Raw genomic sequence first — 22973 nt, 5'->3', positions numbered from 1 at the left:
CCAGGACGGTAATCATCGCTTCAGGCCGACGACGATCAGCCGAAACTCAAGGTGACTGTGGAGGAGATGGTCGAGCATGGGGTGACGCTCCCGCCATCAAGGTTGCTGCGCCTTGCCGCAGTTCGGGCAAAACTTCACCCCCGGCGCCAGGCTTGCATTGCAGGCGGCGCAAGCACCGGGCAGCAGCGTTGTGCCGCATTGCGCGCAAAAGCGCGCGCCCGGATTGGGCACGATGCCGCACTTCGGGCAAGAAGGGCCACCGGCGGCTACCCCGCCACTGGGCTGCCCGGTATTCGACGGGTAATTTTGTCCCCAGCCATGATCACCGCCCGGATAATTCCCCTGGCCGCGATGATGACCTCCTTGATGACCACCTTGATGGCCGCCGGCCATCCCCTGCAAGAGCTTTTCAAAAAATCCCATGACATCCTCCGCGAACTGAGTCGGTAGATATGTGACCGGTTGCCTGATTCGCTGTTTCAGCGCCAAGCCTCCGGCCACGCCTGCAAACCTTATGCTTGTGTCGGCTCGGGGGCCGACTCGGCGGTGAAATCCTCTTCCTCAGCATCTTTGCCATGGACAAGGCGATAAAGAAGGGGCAGAACGAGAAGCGTCAGTGCAGTCGATGACAGGATGCCGCCGATCACTACCGTGGCGAGCGGACGCTGAACTTCGGCACCGGTGCCCGTTGCTATTGCCATGGGAACAAAGCCGAGGGAAGCGACCAAGGCCGTCATCAGCACGGGACGCAAGCGGGTCAATGCTCCCTCGTGAATGGCATCATCCAGAGTGCGTCCTTCTTCTCGTAAGCTACGGATGAACGCAATCATCACCAGCCCGTTGAGTACCGCCACACCGGACAAGGCAATGAAACCGATACCGGCTGAAATCGACAGCGGGATGTCTCTCAACCAAAGCGCAACGACACCGCCCGTTAACGCGAACGGAATGCCGGTAAACACTAGCAATCCATCTTTTGCATTGCCGAACATGACAAACAGCAGCGTGAACACCAGCAGCAAGGCAACAGGTACGACAATTTTCAGGCGTTGAGAAGCCGATTCCAGTTGCTCGAAGGTTCCGCCCCAGGATGTCCAATAGCCGGTCGGAATTTTGACCTCTGCCAGGCGTGTCTGTGCTTCGCCCACGAACGAGCCGATGTCCCGTCCCCGAACGTTGGCACTGACGACCACGCGCCGCTTGCCATTCTCCCGGCTGACTTGATTGGGCCCCGGCGCGACTTCCAGGCTGGCGACCTCACTTAAAGGGATATAGGTCGTACGCCCCTCGATGCCGTTGCTGACTGCAGTGCTTTTTGGCAAGGCGATCGGTAGACGCTTCATCGATTCGATATCAGAACGCAGGTTATCGGGTGACGAACGACAATATCGAAGCGTCGATCGCCTTCGAACATGGTTCCAGCCTCTCGACCACCAATGGCCGTCGAAATTGCATCCTGGACATCGCCGATGTTGAGCCCATAGCGGGCGGTCTTTTCCCGGTCGATGTTGACGGTCAGCATGGGCAAGCCGGTCGTCTGCTCCACCTTGACTTCGGATGCGCCGGGTATCTTTCCCAGAACGGCGGCAATTTTTCCCGCCGTTTCGTTCATCACATCCATGTCGTCGCCAAATATCTTGATCGCGACGTCGCTGCGGACCCCGGAGATCAACTCGTTGAAGCGCAACTGGATTGGCTGAGAGAATTCATAGGTATTGCCCGGCAGCTTACCAGCGGTCTCCTGTATGGCTGCCAGCAGTTGATCCCTGGATTTCTTTGGCTCGGGCCACTGCGTTTCCGGCTTCAGCATGATGTAGCCGTCCGAGATATTGGGGGGCATGGGATCGGAAGCGATTTCAGCTGTTCCTGTCCGCGCAAACACACGCTCGATTTCCGGGAAATCCGCTTTAAGCCGCTTTTCCAGTTGTTGCTGCATGGCAACGGACTGGGACAGGCTGGTTCCCGGAATACGCAGTGCCTGAATGGCGAAATCGCCTTCATTCAAACTGGGAACGAATTCACTCCCCATGCGGGTGACGAGCAAGCCGAGAGAATGACCATAACGGCTGTAAAGACCAGGACCACAGGCTTATTGGTCATGACACTGGCCAGCGCTGGCTTATACCAGCGCTTGGCGGTCCGCATCAGGATGTTTTCCTTTTCTCCCACCTTCGCACCGATAAACAGCGCTACCGCCGCCGGGATGAAGGTGACGGAGGATCATGGCGCCAACCAGAGCCGTGACCACGGTGAAGGCCATCGGATGAAACATTTTCCCTTCGACGCCGGTGAGCGCAAAGATTGGCAGGTAGACGATCATGATGATGAGTTGGCCGAAAAGCAGCGGTCGGCGTGCTTCCCTGGATGCGGCAAAGACCTCGTGGAAGCGCTCGGTCCGGGTCAGCGGCCGTCCGTGATGCTCTTGGGCATGGGCCAGTCGGCGCACGCAGTTTTCCACGATCACGACCGCACCGTCGATGATGATCCCGAAGTCGAGGGCTCCGAGGCTCATCAAGTTGGCACTGACGTGGTAAGTCACCATTCCTGAAAAGGTAAACAACATGGAAAGCGGGATCACCATAGCTGTGATTACCGCTGCCCGGATGTTGCCAAGGAACAGGAACAGAATGACGATGACCAGAACAGCGCCCTCAAGGAGATTCTTCTTGACGGTATTGATCGCCTTATCCACCAGAACAGTCCGGTCATAGACGGTGACCGCCTTAACTCCTTCGGGCAGGCTGCGGTTGATTTCCACCATTTTCTTGTCTACGGCTGCAGAGACGGTTCGACTGTTCTCGCCAATCAGCATGAACACCGTACCGAGGACGATTTCACGACCGTCGTCGGTGGCGGCACCGGTACGCAGTTCGCGGCCGATACCGACCTCAGCTACATCGCGAACGCGGATCGCCACCCCTTGCACATTGCCGAGAATGACATTGCGGATGTCCTCGATGCTCCGTACCTGGCCTGGCGCCCGGATCAGATACTGTTCGCCACGCTTCTCGATATAGCCTGCCCCGACGTTGCTGTTGTTGCGGTCGATAGCGGTTACGACGTCTTGCAACGTCAGCCCATAGGAAGCGAGTTTTTCAGGGCTGGGCGCAACCTGGTATTCCTTGGCAAACCCGCCGATCGAGTTGATTTCGGTAACTCCCGGCACATTGCGCAACTGCGGTTTGATGATCCAATCCTGTATCTCGCGCAAATCGGTCGGTGTATAGGCGCTACCGTCTGGCTTTCTGGCTCCGTCTTCGGTTTCTACGGTCCACAGGTAAATTTCCCCCAAACCTGTCGAAATTGGCCCCGTGGCCGGCGAAATTCCAGCCGGAAGCTTTTCCTTGGCTTCCTGAATACGCTGATTGACCAGTTGGCGGGCAAAATAGATGTCCGTTCCATCCTTGAAAATCACCGTAACTTGAGACAGACCGTAGCGCGACAGCGAGCGTGTCTGTTCCAGATGTGGCAGACCGGCCATGACGGTCTCGACCGGATAGGTCACCCGTTGCTCAACCTCCAATGGTGAATAACCAGGTGCCGCCGTATTAATCTGAACCTGGACGTTAGTGATGTCGGGCACCGCGTCGATCGGCAGGCGCTGGTAGTTGTAGATGCCCAGTACGGCCATGCCAAGCACGGCCAAAATGACCAGCCAGCGGTGCTCGATGGCGAGGCGAATGATGCGTTCAAACATGTTGTTCTCCCCCACCTCAGTGGCTATGCTCGGCACTACCCTTGCCGAGCTCCGATTTCAGGACAAAGCTACCGGCTGCAGCGTATGGCGTTCCAGCCTTCAAACCGCTGAGCACTTCGATCAGCTTGCCGTCAGAACGCCCCAAGGTGACGGGTTGGGCAACAAAGCCGTCAGCCACCTTTATAAAAATAACGCTCTTGTCCCCGATCGTCTGGATTGCCTCGGCCACAACGCTTACCGGGACTTCGGCCTCACCGGAGACCACTTCGACATTAACGAACAAGCCAGGCCGCCAGGCCATCTTTGGGTTGTCCAGGATGACACGCGCCTTGGCCGTACGGGTCTCCTGGCCGAGCAAGGCGCCAACATAGGAGATGCCGCCTTCCGCCTTCGATTCGAATGCAGTCGCCTTGACGACGACCTTTTCGCCGATGCGAACGATGTTCAGATCCTTGGCGGGAACAACGATTTCCGCCCAAACCGTGGACAGGTCGGAAACCGTGAATATGCTGGCATCTTCCTTGACCGCTTCGCCGAGCGCGATGTGCTTTTCCACGACCATGCCATCGAAAGGTGCCCGGATTTCATAGCGGTTGAGGCTTCCCGAAACGCTCGGGCTTGCCCCCAGCGCAATCAGTTTTTGCTGGCTGTTGGCGACGGCAATTTCAGCTTCCCGCAAAACCTGCTGTGCCAGGAGGTAGTCCTGCTCGGCGGAAATTTTTCTTCCCAGAGCTTTTTTTCCCGCTCGTAGGTCGATTTGGCAAGCGTCAGCCGCTTCTGCGCCGACAACAGTTCGCTGCGCTGCTCGGAGAGTCCGGTACTGGCGATAACTGCCAGTATCTGTCCGCGCTTGACCAATTGCCCAAGGTTGGCCGGGACACTTTCAACGACACCAGCTAACCGCGGCACAACGTGAGCTGTCCGATCTTCATTGAAGCGGATCTCACCCGGCAGTTGTGCCGCTGTTCGGATTTTGGCAGGGGCCGCCTTCTGGATACTGATGGCGGCCGATTTGACCTGCTCATCAGTCAGTTCGATTTTTCCTTCTTCCCTCGTATCGATGAACAGGAACGGTGTATTAGCCATCTTAGCGGTAATAGCTGCTTCAAAGGCATGGGGTTCGGCGATCGGACTGGTACTGATCAGGAAGTCTTGTTCCGCCTTGAAGGCCACTTCCTGCTTTTCTCCGTTCGGCCGCGTCAACGTCACAGAAACCTTAGCTGCTGAAGGGGCCAAGGGCTTGTCCTGTTGGAACAGCCAGACACGAAAATGAGGCTCACCACCTTCTTCAGCCAACAATAACTCCAGGCCAAATCCATCTTCGGTAAACAACTTGCCTCCATGAGAGCCCGTCTTCGGTCCATCCTCATGATGTTCTGCGTCGCTGTGGCCTTTGGCGTGATCATGGCCGTCACCGTCCTGAGCGCCATGATGCTCGGCATCAGCATGCCCCTTGGATTCGGCATGGCTGGCATGCTCACTCTTCTCTGCTGATTGACCCGAAGAGGAAGAACCCAGAATCCAGCCGCCGGTAGCAATGCCCATCGCCAAAATGACAGCGATGGCGATACCTTGTTTTTTGGAAAGGTTAAAAGCGTTCTTGTCGATATTGAATTTCACTGCTTGCTCCTACGGACGACTTGGCATTGGGGACGACATTGAATTGCTGGAGCCCAGTACGCGCTCTAGTTCGGCAGCAGTCCGATGCGCCTCGGACAAACTTCTCAGGTATTGGGCTCTTGCCTGAAAGAAGGTGCGTTGAGCATCCAGGACTTCCAGAAAACTGAATTTCCCAAGCTCGAACCCTTTGCTGGCTGCGTCATAGGCGCTGCGTGCGCCGGGCAGAATTTCGCTTTGTAAGGCTTGCGCTTCAACGACCAGTGACTTCAAGCGTTCCTGGTTTTGTGTGACTTCCGTGCTTAAGCGAACCTCAGTGGCGCTGAACTCATCGCGAGCCTTATCCGCCCGCCGCAGTGCTTCGAGTACATTGCCCTGGTTGCGGTCGAATATCGGGAAGGGGATCGAGACGCCCACGATGGTTTGGTTGCGCCCAAGTTCTTCAACCTTTTTTGAACCCAAGCTGACCGTGACGTTTGGAAACCGCCGAGACCGCTCGACATCGGCAAGCGCTGCAAAACGATCGGTCTCGTGGCGTGCTCGGGTAAGAACCGGGGAGTTGTTCAACCGACGATCGATCTCGTCGGCGGAGAGAATTTCTGGCAGATTGTCGATACGCCCTTCGACCTGTTCAAACCGTGGCGTCTTACTTCCCCCAGGTCGCTGCCAGACGATTTCGTGCTGCGACCAAATCCCCTTTGGCTTGATTCAACTCCACCCGTGCAGACGCCCCAGCAACGCGGGCCTTGGTTTCCTCAACGGGAGAAATTTTGCCGGCCGTAACCCGGCGCGATGCAGCTTGGGTAGCGCGTTGGGCGAGGCCGAGAAAATCCTCTGTTTGCAGTACCCGTTCTTGAGCCACCAGGACATCGAAGAAGGCGCCAACGACGCTAGCTCGGATACCCTGACGTTTGGCCACCAAGTCGGCAGCGGCTACATCCCGTCCCCGCTCGGCGGAAACAATCCGTGCAGCACGCCGGCCCCCCAACTCGATTAATTGGCTGATCTGAACGGTTGTGGTTCGGGTCGCCTTATTCTGCGTATCTTCAACCAAGGTTGAAACTTCCGGGTTCGGCAGTATCCCTGCTTGAATCACCGCTCCCTCGACTGCTCGCAATTCATTGGTTGCGGCAGATAGTTCGGGATTGGCCGCTAGCGCGAGATCGATTGCAGCGGAAAGGGTTAAGGTTCCGGTCGGTTCCTTGGCAAGCGCAGGTACGGCTTCGATCAGCGACGGCACATTTTGCGTCTGCGCCCAGAGGTTGGTGCTGGCAATCACCGTAAATCCGAAAAGGGTTCGGACCAGTAAAGCGATAATTGGTTGTTGGCGGTACATCCGATTCTCCGTTGATGAAAGACACATCAGGAAATCGGCGGGGCGCCACACCGCAAGCGGCTTGGCATCGTGCGCAGCTCAAGCTGCGGCAAACAGATATGGGAAAAGTAACCCAATCCCGCCGATCAGGCGGAGATCGACCAGTTGGGACGTTCAGGCAGATCGCTAGGTGGCGACGTCAAGAAATGGGGAGACCACGCGTGATCGGCTACGCCACCAGCAACCTGCTGGGCATTGGCAACACTGGTTAATACTGCAATACAACTGGCATGGCAGACGGCACAATCACTGTCGATACCAGAGAGTTGGCCTTTGGCAGCCTTGGCGCTATCGTCGGCCTGATGTTTGTGCTCGTGGTGACCAAAATGATGCGCAGTAGCTCCTGTTTCATGCTGGCAATAGGTAGCCGCCACCGACCAGGTAATCTGGAGTGACAGTAAGACCAACAGGAAAACGGCAAGCCAACGACGCATGTCAATGATGGTAGCAGAGTGAGAGCAATAGGGATACCAGTGATGTCTTTGCACCGAAGTTGCAAGATTTGTGGCAGATAGCTCGTTTACCTGCCACTCTTCTAGGCAACATTTTTTCTGGTAGGCTAATTAGCCGCCTTGGTAGAGCGCTTCACGCTGCTTTTTTTCTTCCGGTGTCATCTTCAGAGAGGGGGCCGGCGTGTTGTGGTTGAGTTTATCCACATGTTGCCATTTACCATCACGAAGGACATATTCGTGCGACAAGCACCCAGCCTTGATCACCGCCAACATATCGATACTGACCATCGGCGCTATTCGGGTTACGTTTAAAGTCCTCAAGCTCCTTTTGGACTTGCTGAGTGGTTTTGTTGCTGGAATCATGCGACGGGTAGTATTTTACCGTTCCGTCGGGCCCACTATGCATGACCGACTCCGCCAAGGCCTGTCCTGACAGGACCAATCCGGCACAAAGAACAGGGATAGAAAAGACTTGTTTAACGTTCATGATAGGAACTCCTTCATTAAATACCGGTTCATCGGTTTTGATATATGCCGAACAACGGCCTAGCATGGATGAACTATATGAAATGGGCTCTGACAGAATGCCAACAGGAAGTTTACAAATTTGACATCTTTTGCTTCGTGAAGAAATGAAATTACTGGTCGTCGAGGATGAACAAAAGCTTGCGCTGTACTTGCAAAAAGGCTTGGGCACGGCAGGCTTCGTGGTTGATATTGCGCATGATGGGGTAACCGGGCTTCATATGAGCCTGGCGTTCGATTATTCGGCAATTATCCTTGACTCCATGTTGCCGGGAATGGACGGACTTACCCTGCTTGCCGCTTTGCGTACCAAAAAACAGACGCCAGTCTTGATGCTTACAGCCTTGGGCAAGGTGGAGGATCGGGTCACCGGATTGCAAACAGGCGCAGACGATTACCTGGTGAACCCTTCGCCTTTTCTGGAGCTGATTGCACGGATTCAAAGGTCTGCTTAGGCGATCAGCACCACATCAAGTGGAGACGCAATCAAACAGGCTGACACTTCATAACCTCGAAATGGATCTGGTGCGCCGCAAGGTCTCCAGGAACGGTCAGCGTCGATCTGAGTGCCAAGGAGTTCCTCCTGCTTTCTCTGTTTTCTCGGAAACAAGGCGGAGGTGCTGTCACGAACCGAGATTGCCGAGCAGGTTTGGGATATGAACTCGATAGCAGCACCAATGTCAGTCGAAGTTTCGATCGCAACTTCGCGCCAAAATGGATACGCCCTTCGAGACGCAGTTGCTGCATACCGTACGCGGCATGGGCTATGTCCTCGAACTGCGCGAATGAGACTCAGAACAATGATCAATCCGACGCTGAGCAGTCGCCTCATACGCTGGCTCGCTTCGCTGAGTTTGGGTGTTCTGGGGTGTTTGTGCCTCGGAGTCTTTTTCTCGGTCAAAGCCAACCTTGAAACACAACAGGACCTGCGTCTTGAAAGGCTCAGCACGGCAATTCGGCACCTGTTTGAAGAAACACCGGACACCTGCAACCGGGGTCGCTTGAACGACCTTGACGATCTTCTGAAAATCAATCGGGACTCGCATCTCGGGTTAATCGATAGGCTGGGTGAGGCTCGCTTCATCTCGATGCCAAGTGCGTGGCCATCAAAAAGCCTTTTTATTCGTTTGCACTCCCCGATGAAGCACAGAGGACAGATTTTGCCGTTGCCGAATTGGCACTTGAGACTGCGCCCGATGAAGCGATTCTGGATCGCCTCGCAGCCATCCTCTGGGGGGCTGCGTTGATCGGGAGTGCGGCAATCACGCTGGGCGGCTACCTGATCGTTTATTTTGGACTGGCCCCCATTCGGAAGCTGGCTGAGCAAACGCGCAGTCTCGCAATCCTTTCCCTCGACAAGCGCTTGGAAACAGCGCGAATCCCGGCCGAGTTGCAAGTTCTCGTCGATCAGTTCAACGATTTGCTGAATCGACTGGAAAAAGCCTATCAGCAACTCGAAGGGTTCAATGCCGATGTGGCGCACGATTGAGAACCCCATTGGCGAACATCATCGCCAGCAGCGAGTTGGCCTTGCGTGGCAACGACAAGGACGAACACCTGCGCGATTGCATCGGTTCGAATCTCGAAGAAATGCACAGGCATCGTGCGTCGTCAATGACATGCTATTCCTGTCGCAAGCCGACCGGGGTGCTAAAGCTCGGCGGATGCCCGTTCAAAGCCTTGCCCAGCTCTGCGCCGAAGTGGCCGACTACTACGAAGCGGTGTGATCGAATCTTGGACCTTCAATGGTCTATCGAAGGCGATGCATCGGGCCCAATGACGCGGCGCTGCTCCGGCGCGTGCTGTCCAATCTGCTGAATAATGCGGCTCGGTATGCGGATCACGGAAGTTCAATCGTGATTCGTATCGCCGCGGAAACCTTTGGGCACACATCAAGCGCTCGGTGATCGAATCGAGGGGAACCGATTTCGCTGAGAGTCTGCCTCATATCTTCGACCGCTTTTCCGGCGACGCCTCCGCAGCCAGCCATCAGAATCATGGACTGGGTCTCGCCATCGTTGGCGCGATTGCCCGGATGCATGACGGGAGGCCTTCGCAAATCCGCCCATGGTGAGACAGAACTAGGCGTGTCACTGGCCTGCTGACGGCCCCGCTGCTTTTGCCGATGCCGACCAACAAGGGTCTTTAGTCTTTGGTTTGCGGTGCAGAGGTTCGCAACATCCGCAGACCGTTGGCGACGACCAGCAGGCTGGCGCCATGAGCCGCAAAACACCGCCATCCACATCGTGGCATTTCCGAATACTGCCAGTCCAAGGAACACGACCTTGATCCCAAGAGCCAGGGCAATGTTCTGCCAGAGTACGGCGTGGGTCTGGCGAGACAAGCGTATGGTTTCCGGAATGCGCCGCAGGTCATCGTTCATGATCACCACGTCGGCTGCTTCCATGGCCGTATCGGTCCCGGCAGCACCCATGGCCACGCCGATGTCGGCACGGGCCAGGGCAGGTGCATCGTTGATGCCGTCGCCGGTCATCGCGGTCGGGCCATAGCGAGCCTGCAAATCTTCGATGGCCGCCAGTTTGTCCTCAGGAAGAAGATTTCCCCGGGCGTCGTCGATGCCGGCTTCCTTGGCGATGCTCGCGGCCGTCGCCACATTGTCGCCGGTCAGCATGACCGAGACGACACCGAGCCGGTGCAGATCGGCCACCGCCTCCCGTGAGCTTTCCTTGATGGTGTCGGCCACCGCAAAATCGCCAGCACCGCGCTGTTCCGACGCCGCATAGTCACCGTCCGGCCCTTGCGTCTCGGTACCCTGAAGGCGAACCTCGATCTCGGCGCTACACAGAGAGCGTTCCTCAATCAGGCGATGATTGCCGAGGAGCAGCAGGTGGCCGTCGGCACGCGCTTACACACCCCGTCCGGCAAGGGCGAGAAAATCGGTCAAGCCGTTCTCCGGAAGCCTGAGACCGGTCGCAATCGCTTTTGAGACCGGATGGTCCGAGTGCCCGGCGAGGCTGGCCGCCCAAGCGAGCACCTGGGATTCGGGGATCGTCGAGGGAAGCAGTTCAGTGGCGACCAGACGGGGTTTGCCTTCGGTAATGGTGCCGGTCTTGTCGAGGGCAATGACCCGCAGTTTGCGTGCCTCTTCAAGATAGACACCGCCCTTGATCAGGATACCGCGGCGGGCCGCTGCGGCCAGTCCGCTGACGACCGTTACCGGCGTGGCGATCACCAGCGCACAGGGGCAAGCGATGACCAGCAGCACCAGGGCCTTGTAGATCGCCTGCGTCCAAGTCCAGCCGAGGAGCCAGGGTGTCAAAATGGCCACGGCAAGTGCGATGCAGAACACAGCCGGGGTGTAGATTGCGGCAAACTGATCCACGAAGCGTTGGGTTGGCGCTTGCGTCCCCTGCGCCTGTTCGACCGCGTGGATGATGCGGGCCAGTGTGGTGTTGTCGGCAGCAGCCGTCACGCGGAACTCCAGAATGCCGGTTTCGTTGATCGTGCCGGCGAACACCGGGTCGCCTGCCGCTTTGTCAATCGGAATGCTTTCGCCGGTGACCGGCGCCTGATTGACCGCACTGGTTCCTGCCGTCACCTGACCATCGAGCGGTATCCTGGCGCCGGGTTTGACCCGAACGCAGGCTTCCAGCTTTACCTCTGCGGCGGGTATTTCCCGCCATGTTCCATCAACCTGCCGAACTTCCGCCGTCTCCGGCGTCAAGTCAAGCAGGCCCTTGATGGCGTTACGCGCCCGATCCACGGAGCGGGCCTCGATCAGTTCGGCAATGGCATACAAGGCCATGACCATCGCCGCCTCGGGCCACTGTCCAATGAGGAAGGCACCGGTCACCGCTACGCCCATCAGCGCGTTCATGTTCAACTGCCCGCGCCGCAATGCCGCCACGCCTTTGCTATAGGTGGAAATGCCGGACAGCCAGATGGCGGCGATGGCCAATGCCATACCGAAGCCCTTGAAAGGCAACGTGTCGGGCGCGAAGAAATCCAGCGCTTCCGCGCCGACGGCCAGGCCCAGCGCCAGAATGCTTCGCCATAGCTCACTGACGCCGACGTTTTCATTCGCTGCCTGATCTGACGACACCGCCTTGGGGCTGAACCCCGCCTGGCGGATAGCGGCCAAGGCTGCATTAAGGGCATCCGTCGAGGCATCTATCGAAACGGTGCGTGCCGACAGTTGAAAACGCAGGGAGCGGATGCCCTCGATACCGGCCACCGCTCGACGGATGTCATTCTCCTCGTTCGGGCAGTCCATAGTTGGAATCAGAAAAACCGGCACGCCATCGCTTTGTGCGAGATCGGGGCTGCTGGGATGTCAGCGGCGGCGGGCACCGCTACGGAGCAACTGCTGGCGCATCCGCAGTGGTGGTTTCTGAAGGGGGTGGGGTGGGGTCAAGACTCATGGTGTTTTCCTTGTTTTCTTTATTAGAAACCATTGGTGGCTACAGGGTCAAGCAATTGCAATCAAAAGGAAAATAGTCGGAGCCGCCAATGTCCGAGTTGTTATTTCATTACGCACCTGTAGTAACTATAGGGTCAAGCGCGTAAAATAAAGTATTCCGAAATGCCCGGGCAGCAAGAAGGATCGAGTCGCGAGAATTGGTGAGTTAGGGCAAGCCACTGGCGTCGATATCGAAACTATCCGTTATTACGAGAAAGCCGGCCTACTACCGGCACCGGCCCGTCACCCAAACGGCTATCGTGCCTATGCTCCCTTACACGTGGAACGGCTGGCCTTCATCCGCCATTGTCGGGCTTTGGATATTTCGCTGGCCGACATCCAGCGCTTGCTGGCATTTGTGGCGCATCCGGAAAGCGATTGCCGCGATATCGACCAACTGATCGATGCGCAACTAGCTCGTGTCAGGCCGTTTGCAAAGCATGCAGGCACTGGAGCGCCAACTCACTGCCTTGCGCGGCCGATGCGGCAACAGCCATCTCGCCGGGGACTGCGGGATTCTTCATGGATTGGTCGCGGCAGCTCACCATGAAGCCTGCGTCTGCCATAGCGAAGCACTTTCGAAGCCGGCCGAACTGGAGGCAGTGATTGCCCCTTTGGCCACCCAAGGAGCGTAGCCCATGCACTGGCATCGCGGCATTGCCGTTGCCCTCGCGGCAGCCGGTCTGTTCGGGATAGGCACCCCGCTATCCAAGCTTTTGCTAGCCCAGGTCAGCCCCTGGCTGCTGGCAGCGCTGCTCTATCTCGGCTCTGGCATCGGCCTCTGGCTCATGCGCCAGATTCGCCGTAGCCCGAAGGTGCATCTTGATCGGGGCGATTGGCGCTGGCTCGCTGCAGCCACCGTTGCCGGCGGGATGATCGGGCCGGTACTGCTGATGATCGGGCTGTCAGCCATGCCGGCATCGGGCGCCTCGCTCTTGTTGAATGCCGAAGGCGTTCTGACTGCACTGCTTGCCTGGTTTGTTTTTCATGAAAACTTTGACCGTCGTATCGCCCTGGGCATGCTCGCCATCGTCGCCGGGGCACTGGTCCTGAGTTGGCCATCCGATGCGCAGTTCTCCGGGGCATGGCCCGCGCTGGCGATTCTCGGTGCCTGTTTCGCCTGGGCGATCGACAACAACCTGACCCGTAAGGTCGCACTGGCTGATGCCTCGTTCATCGCCATGGTCAAGGGCTTGGTCGCCGGAATCACCAATCTCGTACTGGCGCTTTTGGCCGGGGCGCTCTGGCCGGCACCTGGAGTCGTTGCGCAGGCGGCATTGCTTGGCTTCGCCAGCTATGGCGCCAGCCTCACGCTCTTTGTCATCGCGCTGCGCCATCTGGGGACTGCTCGCACTGGCGCCTACTTTTCCGTGGCGCCATTCTTTGGAACGCTGCTGGCGATCCTGTTGCTCAACGAACCAGTGACGCCACAATTGCTGGTGGCCGGGTTGTTGATGGCCTTGGGTGTCTGGCTGCATCTATCGGAGCAACATGAGCATGGACATCGGCACGAAGCGCTTGAGCACACGCATGAGCATGTCCACGGAGAAAATGACAGTCACCACGATCACGAGCACCCCGGGCCGGTCCTGTCCGGAACCCGCCACACCCATCGTCACCAGCACGCGCCGATCGAGCATGCCCATTCGCACTTTCCCGATGCTCACCATGCGCACAAACACTGAGGACGGGCAATGATCAAGACCGGTTTGCTGTTTTTTGCCACAGCACTGGCCGAAATCATCGGCTGTTTCCTGCCTTACCTGTGGCTGCGCAAGGAGGGCTCCCCGTGGCTGCTGCTGCCGGCTGCGCTCAGTCTTGCAGTCTTTGTCTGGCTTCTGACCTTGCATCCGGCGGCGAGCGGCCGGGTCTATGCGGCTTACGGTGGCGTCTATGTGGCGACAGCACTGCTCTGGCTGCGGGTGGTTGACGGCATCAAACTTTCCTCACTTGACTGGCTGGGTGCTGGAATTGCCCTGTTGGGTATGGGCATCATCGCCTCGGCCTGGAAACCCGCTGGATAGAAGACTGCTGGCCTTGGCTCAACGATCAGCTCACGACACTCAACAACCAACCTGTAGAGAAAAAATACGTTGAGCACTATGACAACGCGCTAGCGTACGATTATTTCCGTTTTCTGTCACTTCCCCATATACATCAGCTCAAAACCAAACTCTAAACCCTCGGTGCTGACAAGCATGGCATCTCCTTTCCGCAATGTTGTCCATAATATCCGAACTTGCATTACATGACTTTTAATAGATAACTTGCATGTAGTCGTTATTTGAGAGGACCACGACCGGACGGGTCTTGAGCCTGGGGTCAAATAGCTTCTCGCAGCTGGCGTAAAAGTTGTTGCAATCAACTAGGGCAAATACGGGACGGTCAGGGCTCACAGCGTTAGGTGACGAACCGTTTGAATTTGCCGACGACGACACCCCACACCTCGAGCTCCATGCCCTCGTGAATCTCAAGGGCCGGGTAGCTCGGATTTTCGGCGATGAGCGCCACCCGACCGGCACGCCGGTAGAGGCGCTTCACCAGTCGCTCGCCATTGACGAAGGCCACCACGACCAGGCCGTGCCGTGGCCGGATGCTTTTATCCACGACCAGGATGTCGCCATCGAATATCTCGGCCCCCTGCATCGAGTCGCCCTCAACCGGAAAGAAGAACGTCGACACCGGATTACGAACCAGGTAGTCATTGATGTCGAGGCGTTTATCCTCGTAGTCGGCGGCTGGCGACGGGAATCCAGCTGAGATCTTTACGGTGTCGAGCGGCAATGCAAGCCGTGGTGCATGAGGCATTGGAACGACGATACCCGGCCCGAACAGGGCAGCGGACTCAAGCATGCGCTGGCGCCTCTTCTGGGTGCTGGATGAGATGCTCATCGACCGGCTCAGTCAATAAAACCATTGAGCACTCTGGGCAGACCATGCTCAGGTGCCCGTTGATAGTGGCCTGCTCAAGCTCGGCGCGGGAAAGCGGGCTGTGGCAGCTAGGGCAGACGACGCGAATCATGGCGGGCTCCTTTTGTTCAATACTGTAGTTTTATACAGTCTTAGGCAAGAGGCAATACTGTATGCAACAGGCATCGTTGGCAGCCGCTAAACAAACAGATACACGATGCTGACTATCAATGCCGATGACCACCCGTTCATGCGGCAGTACCACAAGCCTGAGGACGAGAAGAGGATGGTAGTCATCCTCAACGAGAATGACTAAGACGCCTGGCTGCAAGCACCGGCGGCCGACAGCCGGGACTTCCTTCGCCAGTTCCCAGCCGACAATCTGGACGGCCAATAGCCTCAGCAGTCATTGCTTTGAACTACAAGGCTTTTACCCCGGCACGCGTCCATCCATTGCATGTTGATTTCAGCGTTCGCCCCGGCCACCACTTCTCTGGCCCGCGGAGGCACGCCTTAGGACACGATTTTCAGTACCGGCCTCTTGTCGCCCGGCATGGGTGGTGGCGGTGGCTGAGTGACCAGCTCGCCCACCAATGACTCGATCTCATCCAGCGGTATGTGCAACTCAGCCGCGATGCGGTCCCTGGTAATGCCGTCCTTCCAGAGTTCGTCAAAGACCATGCGCCAGAGTGTGGACTTCTCACGCGCAAGACCTTGAGGTTCGGTTGTTCGATATCCCAAGTGGCTCATCTGCTTGCACAGCTCGCGGTAGTGCCAGTCCGAGATCAGACCGGCGTCGAACGCCGTGCGTGCCAGAGCCGACACCGAGACGCCCCACCGCTTTTTGGCTGATACCAGCCGAGCTAGGGAGTTGACCCGGCCCATGTGACCAATCAGGTCGCCCCGGTTGATCAGGAACGCCGAGGCGAACATATCGGCCTCGCGTTCGATATCCCGACCACCACTTGTCATGCCGTGGATGTGCAGGACCAGGTGGGCCAGTTCGTGGGCCGCATCAAAACGGCTGCGCTCCGCTGATTTGAAGGTGTTCAAGAAGATGTAGGGGGTGTTACCTCGCCAGCAGGAAAATGCATCGACATGCTTGTGCTGCTCGGCCAACGAGAAGACCCGGACCCCCTTGGACTCCAGCAGCTTAATCATGTGCTCGATCGGCTTGGTTCCCATGCCCCAATGGCTGCGCAGAGCCTCGGCAGCCGCAATGGGATCTTCGTCACGCAGGTCAAGCAGCTGCGCTGCGGGAAGCTCGAATCTCTCGGCCACCCAACCATGCAACTCAAACGCCAGATCGCCTGCTGCCAGAGCCGCGTCGCGCTGGCGAGCCGTGAGCGACGACAAGCTACGAAAGCTCACTGCCTCGGCACCAGCGCTTCGCTGTCGCTGAGATAGAAGAATTCCGTCGGATAATTCAAGGCGTGGGCCAGCGCACGCACGGTATCACTGCCCGGTTCTGGGGTATCGCCTGCCTCTAAGCGCGTGAGCGTCAGAGCCGTCAGGTGTGCCTTCTCTGCCAGTTCCTTCTTTGTGAGCTGTCTGCGCTTTCGAGCTAGCGTAAGCCTGCTCCCGTTAAACATACGCTGCTTCGTTCTTCATCTTCATCTTCACTTCTTTGCTATTCGCACCTCATGCTCCACGGGACCGCTGCCATCGTCGGGCTGACCGATGTTGCCGGGCGTGGGTTCCAGATCCTCGTCAACGACCCAGATACGTTTGCTGAAGCCCTCGAACTGGTTGCCCTCGAAGGCTTCAGGGCAGACCTCGGCCCGCAACCTCTTGGAATCCGCGCTCACGCAGACAGCCCACACGGTCGGCGCGCAGCCAATAGCGTCCACTGCCTCCGGGGCGTCTCGATCGAAGAGCTCGGCCTGGCCGTTCTGGATAAGCTTGCGCGACCCAGCCCCCTTCCCCGAGATAGCCTGAGGGTTCTGTTCTGTGCAGGCGATGTCGACGTTCTGAAAGCAGATCTGGATCCCGAGCTTGTCGTTGACGGTCGCCTCCACGTTGCCGGTGCGGCTTAGCCGCCAGCCCAGAGGCAAAAGATCCATGCGGATAGCCCGGACGCCATTGATATAGGCCAGAGTGCCCGGCGTGCTCGAAGGGTCGATCTCTAGAGCTTCGGCCTTGGCTGCCGCAGCTTTCCGAGCTATGGACGTGACAATATCCACCGTCAGCCCGAGCGAGTGTAGCTCCTGATGGACCGAAAAATCTTCATTGATGACAATGGGTGTTTGCTGAAACATAAATTTAGAATGTTGATTTTTAAGACCTGCATTGTAGGCGGAAAAAATCAACACGTGTGAAATTTTATTTAAGATTTCTCAGCGGCGTGCTCTGGCCGCCATCGAAGAGTGTGAACGGCATCGATGAGGGGGCATTCGACCGCATTCCAAAAGTCTTAGAGGCAGCAATGGCCGGGAGTGAATTCGTGAGATCGCGGCGCGACTGTTCAACGCGATTCTTGGCTGAGCGGCAGGTCAGCAATGAATCGGTTACCCGCCGCTCGGTCGAAATCTGCCTCAAACGTCATCTTCCTGATCTAACGAACTCACCCAAGGAGTCGTACGGAAAAAAAGCTTTGCATAAGGCAGAGGTGCCGTCGCCAGACCCGCCTTGTCAAAGGTCCTCTGGGTAATGCACAGTTGCCAATCAATCCGATCCTATGTGTCATGCAATGGGGAATGTTTCTAGCGGCATATTTCCGCTAATATCGAAATCCCCCTCTCAAGTCCGCCATTCCCACGAGACACCACAACCTCGGCTGCCTATCCTCCAGTCATGTGCTCGCAAGGGCAATACGCCGCCACAGAACTGGGGAAAGCCGCATGTTAACCGCCACATCAGCGACTCGTCAGCATCACCTCTCACCTCCATCGGAGGAGGGTAAAGCTCACCATGTCATCGAGACTCGCCTGTGGCTCGAGGAGCACGACTGGCTTTACCGCCTGCTGCGTAGCGAAGACAACGTTTCGCCAACCTTCCGCTTTCCCGATCTTATCAGCGCCAGCGTCTCGCTGGTCTTCACGCATCAGGACGCCCCCTGTCGCATTTTCCGGTATCTCGGGACCGAACTTGTTCTTCGCTCGCCCGAAACACCGCGCCGCCGCGAATCGATGTGGCGGCACCAGTACCAGTTGCTGTTGGACCTGCAACGTTCTCCCGCTAACCGGCACCCCAACCCCAAGTTCCAACTCGACCAATTGACCACGGCCTGCGTCGCCCTGTGCCGGGCAGAGGATGGCTCGGGCGCAGGCATCCTGCGGCAGGCCCGCCGCAACATGGCCGAACGTTCCCTTCCCGGGGGAGATGCGCCGCCCGGCTGAGGCTTACGACGCCCCCTGACTGGCATGCACCCGCTTCTGACCCGCTCGCTCACCGTCACCCTGCCTGGCTAACGCCAGACCGACCCGAACCCGACCCTGACCGTCCGCGCAGCGCCGACGGCCCAGACCCTCGCTGCCCGCCTACCCGGCGGGTCGTTCCGGTTTCGTTGGAGAGGTGACTCATGCGTCTGCCGCTGTACTTTGCTGGTCTGGCTGCCCTGGCCGTCCTGGCGACCGCGCCCACCTGGGCGTGGGCCTGCTGGGAGGAAGCCGCCCAGCGCTACGGCATCTCGGCCGACCTACTCTATGCCATCGCCCGGGTCGAATCGAATCTGAATCCGAAGGCCGTCAACCGCTCGCACCTCCAGCGCACCGGGTCCTACGACATCGGTCTCATGCAGATCAACAGCGGCCATCTTTTAGCCCTGTCACGCCACGGCATCCGGGAAAAGGATCTCTTCGAGCCCTGCACCAACATTCAGGTCGGCGCCTGGTTGTTGTCTGACCTGTTCTCCCGGCAGGGTGCGACATGGGATACGGTCGGTGCCTACAATGCTGCCTGCTCACAGCTCAATGGCGAAGCCTGCACAAAGGCTCGAGCCCAATACGCCTGGCGGGTATATCGCCAGTTGCCCGCGCAACATAGTAGACAACTCACCGGGGTAACAGAGAGGGGCAAACAGACGCCCCAAAGCGAAACATTCGCCCTGATGTCGGTAAGGGTGGCGCCATGAAAGCCGCCCTTCTGAACTACCGCAGGCTCGTCCTCTTTGGCTGTTGCACCTTCTTGGCTGCATCGTGCAGCCTGTTCCATAACTCGGCGCCACAGGATCACCCAAAGAACACGGGTGACGCTGCCCCCAGGCAACTAGCGCAACTCGATTTTGGCCGCCAAGCCGCTTTCGGACACTGCGTACCGCCAGCCTGCCCGACCCGTACACCGAAGACCCTCGCAACGGATTCCTCAGTTCGGACGATCAACGGCGCAGCACCCTCCTCGTCAGCCCAGTCCATCCCCTCTGAAGCTATCACCCCGCTCCCAACACCCAAGATCGACACTTCGCGGACGATCATTGTCCAGTTCGACCTCGGCAGCGCAAAGCTAAGCCCCGCTGCCCGTTCCAGCCTGAATGGGGCAATGAGCACCCTGCTTTCGGCACGCCAGATCATGATCGTCGGCCGTACGGACAACACCGGGCCGCTGGCCTTCAATGAATCGCTGGCCCTCGCCCGCGCGCTGGCGGTTCGCGACCACCTGCTCAGCACCCACCCGAGGCTGACACCCACACTCAGCGTCAAGGCCCGCGGTGCGTGCTGCTTCATTGCCGCGAACGACACTCTGGCCGGCCGCACGCAGAACCGGCGGGTCGAGTTGGTCTTTGATCTGCGCGACAAGGAACGGCCGTGACATCGCGGCTTCCGCCGGCTGACATTCAAATCCATTACCCGCCGAGCGCATGCGCTCTCACCCACCGGCATGTTTATGTGCCCACCCGCCTTCCTACCCCCTATTCGTCATTCCACTTTTGTTCGGAGGTTCTCATGAACGCTACAGCCCCTGTTTCTTTCCCTCACCTTGCCGCCCGTAAGCCGATGAACCTTACCGTGCTACTGGCGACGATCGTCGTCGGTCTCGGCGCTGCCTTTCCCGGTTACGCCCTGGATCTGGTGGCATTCACCGGCATCACCGGGCCGCTCACTTCAGCCCTGACCCAGATCGCCGCACTTGGCCCGGGGATCAAGGCCCTGGTCGGCTTCGTCGGCTTCGTCGTCGCCCTCATCTCGCTATCGGCTCTGCGCAATTTCGGCCCGGTCTTGTTCTACATCGGGCTGGCCATCTTTGCCGCCGTGGGCCTGGTGATCGCCGGCGCGATCATGGGCGCGGTGATCTGAAACGCTGGCATCGACCCCAGGAGCCCGATATGCAAGCCGACACCTACATCCCGCGGCGTCTCGATGATCAATGGAAGATCGGCTTCTGGGATGTCGATGTCGCCGCGCCGATCCTGTTCATGTTTTTCGTTGGCTATATGTCCGGCAGCAAGACCTCGTTCGCCGTCTGCATGGCGGCAGGCATCTTCGTCTCGCGCTGGATCTCGCGCATCAAGGCAGATAAGCATCCGGCCTTCGCCATCCACTGGCTGTACTGGCACCTGCCAGCCAGTCCGCTGACCACGATGCGAGCCACGCCGCCATCGCACATCCGCCGCATGGTCGGCTGAGCCAAGGAGAAAAACCATGGACTTTGAACGACTCAACGGCGACGTCAAGGAAATGCGCCGCCGCAACCGCGGGCTCGGTCTGGCCGTCGGTGTCCTGGCCGCCGGCCAGATCCTCGCCCTGATAGTTATCCTCAACCTGCTCGGCACGGTACGCACCGTCGTCGTGCCGCCCTCGATCGACAAGACCTTCTGGGTCACCCGCGACAAGGCGAGCAGCGAATATCTCGAGCAGATGGGCAGTTTCATCGCCTGGCTGGTCCTCGACGTGACGCCGGCCTCGATCGACTGGAAGAAGGAAATTCTGCTCGGCTATGTCGAACCGGAACAGTACGGCCCGTTGAAGACCCGACAGGAAGTGGAAGCCGAACGCCTGAAACGGATCAACGCCGCCACCGTCTTCGCGCCCCAGCAACTGGTCCCCAGCGAAGAAGGCCAGAGCGTCGTCATCCGCGGCCGCCTGCGCACCCTGGTCAATGGCTTCGAGACAGCAAACGACCTCAAGGCCTATCGGGTCGAATTCAGCTACGCCGGTGCACGCATGCATCTGAAAAGTTTCAAGGAGGTAGCCAATGTCGGCAACTGATTTCCGCCAGGCCCTATCCCGACCAGTTCCAATGCCTCGGCGCGGATGGACGATGTGCGCTGTTCAGGTCATCGCCTGTCTCGCCACCATGACAGCCGTGCCCGCCCAGGCACTGCAACTGGTCGAGGCCAGCGACGGCGCTTCGGTCGAAGCCATCCTGTCGATCCGCGAACCGACCCGCATCCGCATCGAAGGCGCATCGATCACTGATGTCTTTGGCAATATCCATTCGAGCCAATGCGGCTTGGCGGCGGCGCTTCCCACCGGTCCGGGTATGACACCCGCCGGTACCGGTTCATCGCCGATCAATCCGGCTGGCGAGATCGCCCTAACCTGCGATCGCGACAAGGGCGAAATCTATGTCCGTCCAGTCGGCGACTCCGCCAAACCGATCAATCTCTTCGTCGCATCGGCCAACGCCACCTATACCTTGCTGCTACGCCGTTCGGATACCCCGGCCGACACCATCGTCATCCGCGACAAGACGCCAAAGGCCTTGAAACACGTGCAATCGGCTCCAGCCGGCCCGTCGCCCAACCAGGTACGGGCGATGAAGGCCCTGTTGGTAGCCATGGTTTCGGATCGGGTGCCGCCGGATATCCGGGTCGAAGAGACCCACGGCACACTCCCGTTGTGGAACGAGGCGCGGTTTTCGCGGGTGCGCCAGTACGAGGGGCGAAGTCTGGTCGGCGAGAAATACCTGCTGCAGAACATCAGCGATGCCCCAATGGTGTTGGCCGAACAGGAATTCGACCGCGAACAGGGCAGCGTCGTCGGTATCGCCGTCGAGCACCACAACCTTCGCCCCGGCGAGAGCACCAGCGTCTATGTGATCCGCCGCGGAGAAACGCCATGATTACGCCCCGTCAGTGGATGCAAACGCTGCGCGGATTACCACAGCAATTGCTGCAGCACCTGTCCCCGCGACAACGCCAGTACGCCATGCTCGGCGCCCTGCTGGCCGGCGGCGTCGGGCTGCTCTGGTCGATTTTCGCATTCACGGCGAGTAGTCCTCCTGCGAGCACTGCGCAACCCGCCGCCGGGCCGGCCAGTTCGGTCACCAATATTGGCGTGATGTCGCCTGGCGCCCAGGTCAATCCGGTCGATCAGTGGGTCGGCACAGCCGGCCGCAAGCTTGCGCAGTACGAGAACGAACGCGAAGAACAGGGACGACTCAACAAGGATCGCCAAACCTTCGAAGCGAAAACGATGCAACGCTTTGCCGAACTGGAACAGCGACTGACTTCGACCCAGCAGGCTGCAGCGACGCCCCTGCCGTCGACTCAACTCCCGACCATACCACCGGCGGCGAGCCTGCCCCCAGCGCCGCCACCGTCCAGGGGCTTGCCCACCGGAGAAATGCCGAGTGGCACGCCCGGCGATCTGCTGGCGCCGAGCCCACCAATGGTGCCAACGCCAGCGATTACCCGGATTAGCGTGGCCGAGCGCTCCCTGCTCGCCAGCACGGGAGAGAAAGCAGAGCGCGCCGCCGGGGCTGGATCACAAACCACCCGAACCGTATCCACCTTCCTGCCCGTCAGCTTTACCCGTGGCACGCTATTGGGTGGCCTGGATGCACCGACCGGCGGTCAATCGCAATCTAATCCGCACCCGGTCCTGATCCGTCTTTCAGACAACTCCTTCCTGCCCAACCGCTTCCGAGCCGAATACCGGGAGTGCTTCGTGGTGGCCGCCGGCTATGGCGACATCAGTTCCGAGCGGGCCTACCTGCGTACCGAGAGTCTGTCTTGTGTGCGCACTGACGGTGCAACGCTGGAAGTCAAGATTCAGGGCTCGATCTACGGCGAGGATGGCAAGGTCGGCATGCGCGGGC

At 58.6% G+C, this 22973-nt stretch carries 18 protein-coding genes and 9 pseudogenes; 15 read left to right on the top strand and 12 right to left on the bottom strand.

Annotated elements, in window-relative coordinates:
- Positions 1-96 precede the first annotated feature (96 nt).
- The 6 genes and pseudogenes from IPJ12_14545 to IPJ12_14520 form a co-directional block, all read right to left on the bottom strand.
- On the bottom strand, positions 97-423 hold the full coding sequence (locus IPJ12_14545) for a zinc ribbon domain-containing protein (protein MBK7648325.1): 327 nt from the start codon (positions 421-423) through the stop codon (positions 97-99).
- Positions 424-512: 89 nt separating this feature from the next.
- A pseudogene (locus tag IPJ12_14540) lies at positions 513-3697 on the bottom strand (CusA/CzcA family heavy metal efflux RND transporter).
- 16 nt (positions 3698-3713) lie between these two features.
- Positions 3714-5242, bottom strand: a pseudogene (locus IPJ12_14535) (efflux RND transporter periplasmic adaptor subunit).
- 84 nt (positions 5243-5326) lie between these two features.
- A pseudogene (locus tag IPJ12_14530) lies at positions 5327-6650 on the bottom strand (TolC family protein).
- Positions 6651-6775: 125 nt separating this feature from the next.
- Positions 6776-7123 carry a hypothetical protein gene (locus tag IPJ12_14525; GenBank protein MBK7648324.1) on the bottom strand — a complete coding sequence of 116 codons (348 nt, stop codon included), beginning with the start codon at positions 7121-7123 and terminating at the stop codon, positions 6776-6778.
- A 129-nt stretch (positions 7124-7252) separates the two neighbouring features.
- Complete coding sequence (locus IPJ12_14520) at positions 7253-7429, bottom strand: hypothetical protein (GenBank protein ID MBK7648323.1); 177 nt, start codon at positions 7427-7429, stop codon at positions 7253-7255.
- Between the two features lie 344 nt (positions 7430-7773).
- Here IPJ12_14520 and IPJ12_14515 point away from each other — a divergent pair.
- Positions 7774-8455, top strand: a pseudogene (locus IPJ12_14515) (response regulator).
- Between the two features lie 310 nt (positions 8456-8765).
- The gene (locus IPJ12_14510; GenBank protein ID MBK7648322.1) at positions 8766-9155 is read left to right on the top strand and encodes a hypothetical protein; all 390 of its coding nucleotides are present in this window, start codon (positions 8766-8768) and stop codon (positions 9153-9155) included.
- 656 nt (positions 9156-9811) lie between these two features.
- On the opposite strand, the pseudogene IPJ12_14505 reads toward IPJ12_14510, so the two are convergent.
- Positions 9812-11900: pseudogene (locus IPJ12_14505) on the bottom strand (cation-translocating P-type ATPase).
- Between the two features lie 2 nt (positions 11901-11902).
- On the opposite strand from IPJ12_14505, the gene IPJ12_14500 reads away from it, so the two are divergent.
- The 4 genes and pseudogenes from IPJ12_14500 (at position 11903) to IPJ12_14485 (ending at position 14110) form a co-directional block, all read left to right on the top strand.
- A complete protein-coding gene (locus IPJ12_14500; GenBank protein ID MBK7648321.1) occupies positions 11903-12124 on the top strand; it encodes a hypothetical protein in 222 nt (73 codons plus the stop codon).
- A 77-nt stretch (positions 12125-12201) separates the two neighbouring features.
- Positions 12202-12721 (top strand): annotated as a pseudogene (cadR, locus tag IPJ12_14495) (Cd(II)/Pb(II)-responsive transcriptional regulator).
- Positions 12722-12724: 3 nt separating this feature from the next.
- Positions 12725-13771 (top strand): EamA family transporter, encoded by a 1047-nt coding sequence (locus IPJ12_14490; protein ID MBK7648320.1) that lies wholly within the window; start codon positions 12725-12727, stop codon positions 13769-13771.
- Between the two features lie 9 nt (positions 13772-13780).
- Entirely contained in the window at positions 13781-14110 is a 330-nt protein-coding gene (locus IPJ12_14485) for a YnfA family protein (protein ID MBK7648319.1), read from the top strand.
- 252 nt (positions 14111-14362) lie between these two features.
- On the opposite strand, the pseudogene IPJ12_14480 reads toward IPJ12_14485, so the two are convergent.
- From IPJ12_14480 to IPJ12_14470, 3 genes and pseudogenes are all read right to left on the bottom strand, one after another.
- Positions 14363-14482, bottom strand: a pseudogene (locus tag IPJ12_14480) (hypothetical protein).
- Between the two features lie 4 nt (positions 14483-14486).
- Positions 14487-14939: a translesion error-prone DNA polymerase V autoproteolytic subunit gene (gene umuD, locus IPJ12_14475; protein MBK7648318.1), complete on the bottom strand. Its 453-nt coding sequence runs from the start codon at positions 14937-14939 to the stop codon at positions 14487-14489.
- The gene (locus tag IPJ12_14470) at positions 14932-15108 is read right to left on the bottom strand and encodes a hypothetical protein (protein ID MBK7648317.1); all 177 of its coding nucleotides are present in this window, start codon (positions 15106-15108) and stop codon (positions 14932-14934) included. The genes umuD and IPJ12_14470 overlap by 8 nt, the downstream gene beginning before the upstream one ends.
- 99 nt (positions 15109-15207) lie before the next feature.
- Between IPJ12_14470 and IPJ12_14465 the strand changes: the two are divergent.
- Positions 15208-15393, top strand: a pseudogene (locus tag IPJ12_14465) (SOS response-associated peptidase).
- A 116-nt stretch (positions 15394-15509) separates the two neighbouring features.
- On the opposite strand, the pseudogene IPJ12_14460 reads toward IPJ12_14465, so the two are convergent.
- Positions 15510-16588, bottom strand: a pseudogene (locus IPJ12_14460) (XRE family transcriptional regulator).
- Between the two features lie 27 nt (positions 16589-16615).
- Positions 16616-17254 carry a hypothetical protein gene (locus IPJ12_14455; GenBank protein MBK7648316.1) on the bottom strand — a complete coding sequence of 213 codons (639 nt, stop codon included), beginning with the start codon at positions 17252-17254 and terminating at the stop codon, positions 16616-16618.
- 582 nt (positions 17255-17836) lie between these two features.
- On the opposite strand from IPJ12_14455, the gene IPJ12_14450 reads away from it, so the two are divergent.
- The 8 genes from IPJ12_14450 to IPJ12_14415 form a co-directional block, all read left to right on the top strand.
- Positions 17837-18334, top strand: coding sequence for a hypothetical protein (locus tag IPJ12_14450; protein MBK7648315.1), 498 nt, complete (start codon positions 17837-17839; stop codon positions 18332-18334).
- Between the two features lie 182 nt (positions 18335-18516).
- Entirely contained in the window at positions 18517-19068 is a 552-nt protein-coding gene (locus IPJ12_14445) for a lytic transglycosylase domain-containing protein (protein MBK7648314.1), read from the top strand.
- Positions 19065-19742, top strand: a complete 678-nt coding sequence (locus tag IPJ12_14440; GenBank protein MBK7648313.1) for an OmpA family protein — start codon at positions 19065-19067, stop codon at positions 19740-19742. The genes IPJ12_14445 and IPJ12_14440 overlap by 4 nt, the downstream gene beginning before the upstream one ends.
- A gap of 134 nt (positions 19743-19876) precedes the next feature.
- Positions 19877-20227 (top strand): hypothetical protein, encoded by a 351-nt coding sequence (locus IPJ12_14435; protein ID MBK7648312.1) that lies wholly within the window; start codon positions 19877-19879, stop codon positions 20225-20227.
- 29 nt (positions 20228-20256) lie between these two features.
- Positions 20257-20556 (top strand): type IV conjugative transfer system protein TraL, encoded by a 300-nt coding sequence (gene traL / locus IPJ12_14430; protein MBK7648311.1) that lies wholly within the window; start codon positions 20257-20259, stop codon positions 20554-20556.
- Between the two features lie 16 nt (positions 20557-20572).
- Positions 20573-21139: a type IV conjugative transfer system protein TraE gene (traE, locus tag IPJ12_14425; protein MBK7648310.1), complete on the top strand. Its 567-nt coding sequence runs from the start codon at positions 20573-20575 to the stop codon at positions 21137-21139.
- On the top strand, positions 21126-21995 hold the full coding sequence (locus IPJ12_14420) for a type-F conjugative transfer system secretin TraK (protein MBK7648309.1): 870 nt from the start codon (positions 21126-21128) through the stop codon (positions 21993-21995). Before traE ends, IPJ12_14420 begins: the two co-directional genes overlap by 14 nt.
- The coding region (locus IPJ12_14415) for a conjugal transfer protein TraB (protein MBK7648308.1) at positions 21992-22973 on the top strand (982 nt) is incomplete at its 3' end. The genes IPJ12_14420 and IPJ12_14415, both read left to right, overlap by 4 nt.

It is taken from the genome of Betaproteobacteria bacterium (assembly GCA_016709965.1).
Taxonomy (GTDB): domain Bacteria; phylum Pseudomonadota; class Gammaproteobacteria; order Burkholderiales; family Rhodocyclaceae; genus Azonexus; species Azonexus amarohabitans.
Note: the sequence above shows the minus strand (reverse complement) of the source record. Positions and strands in the feature narration are given on the sequence as shown.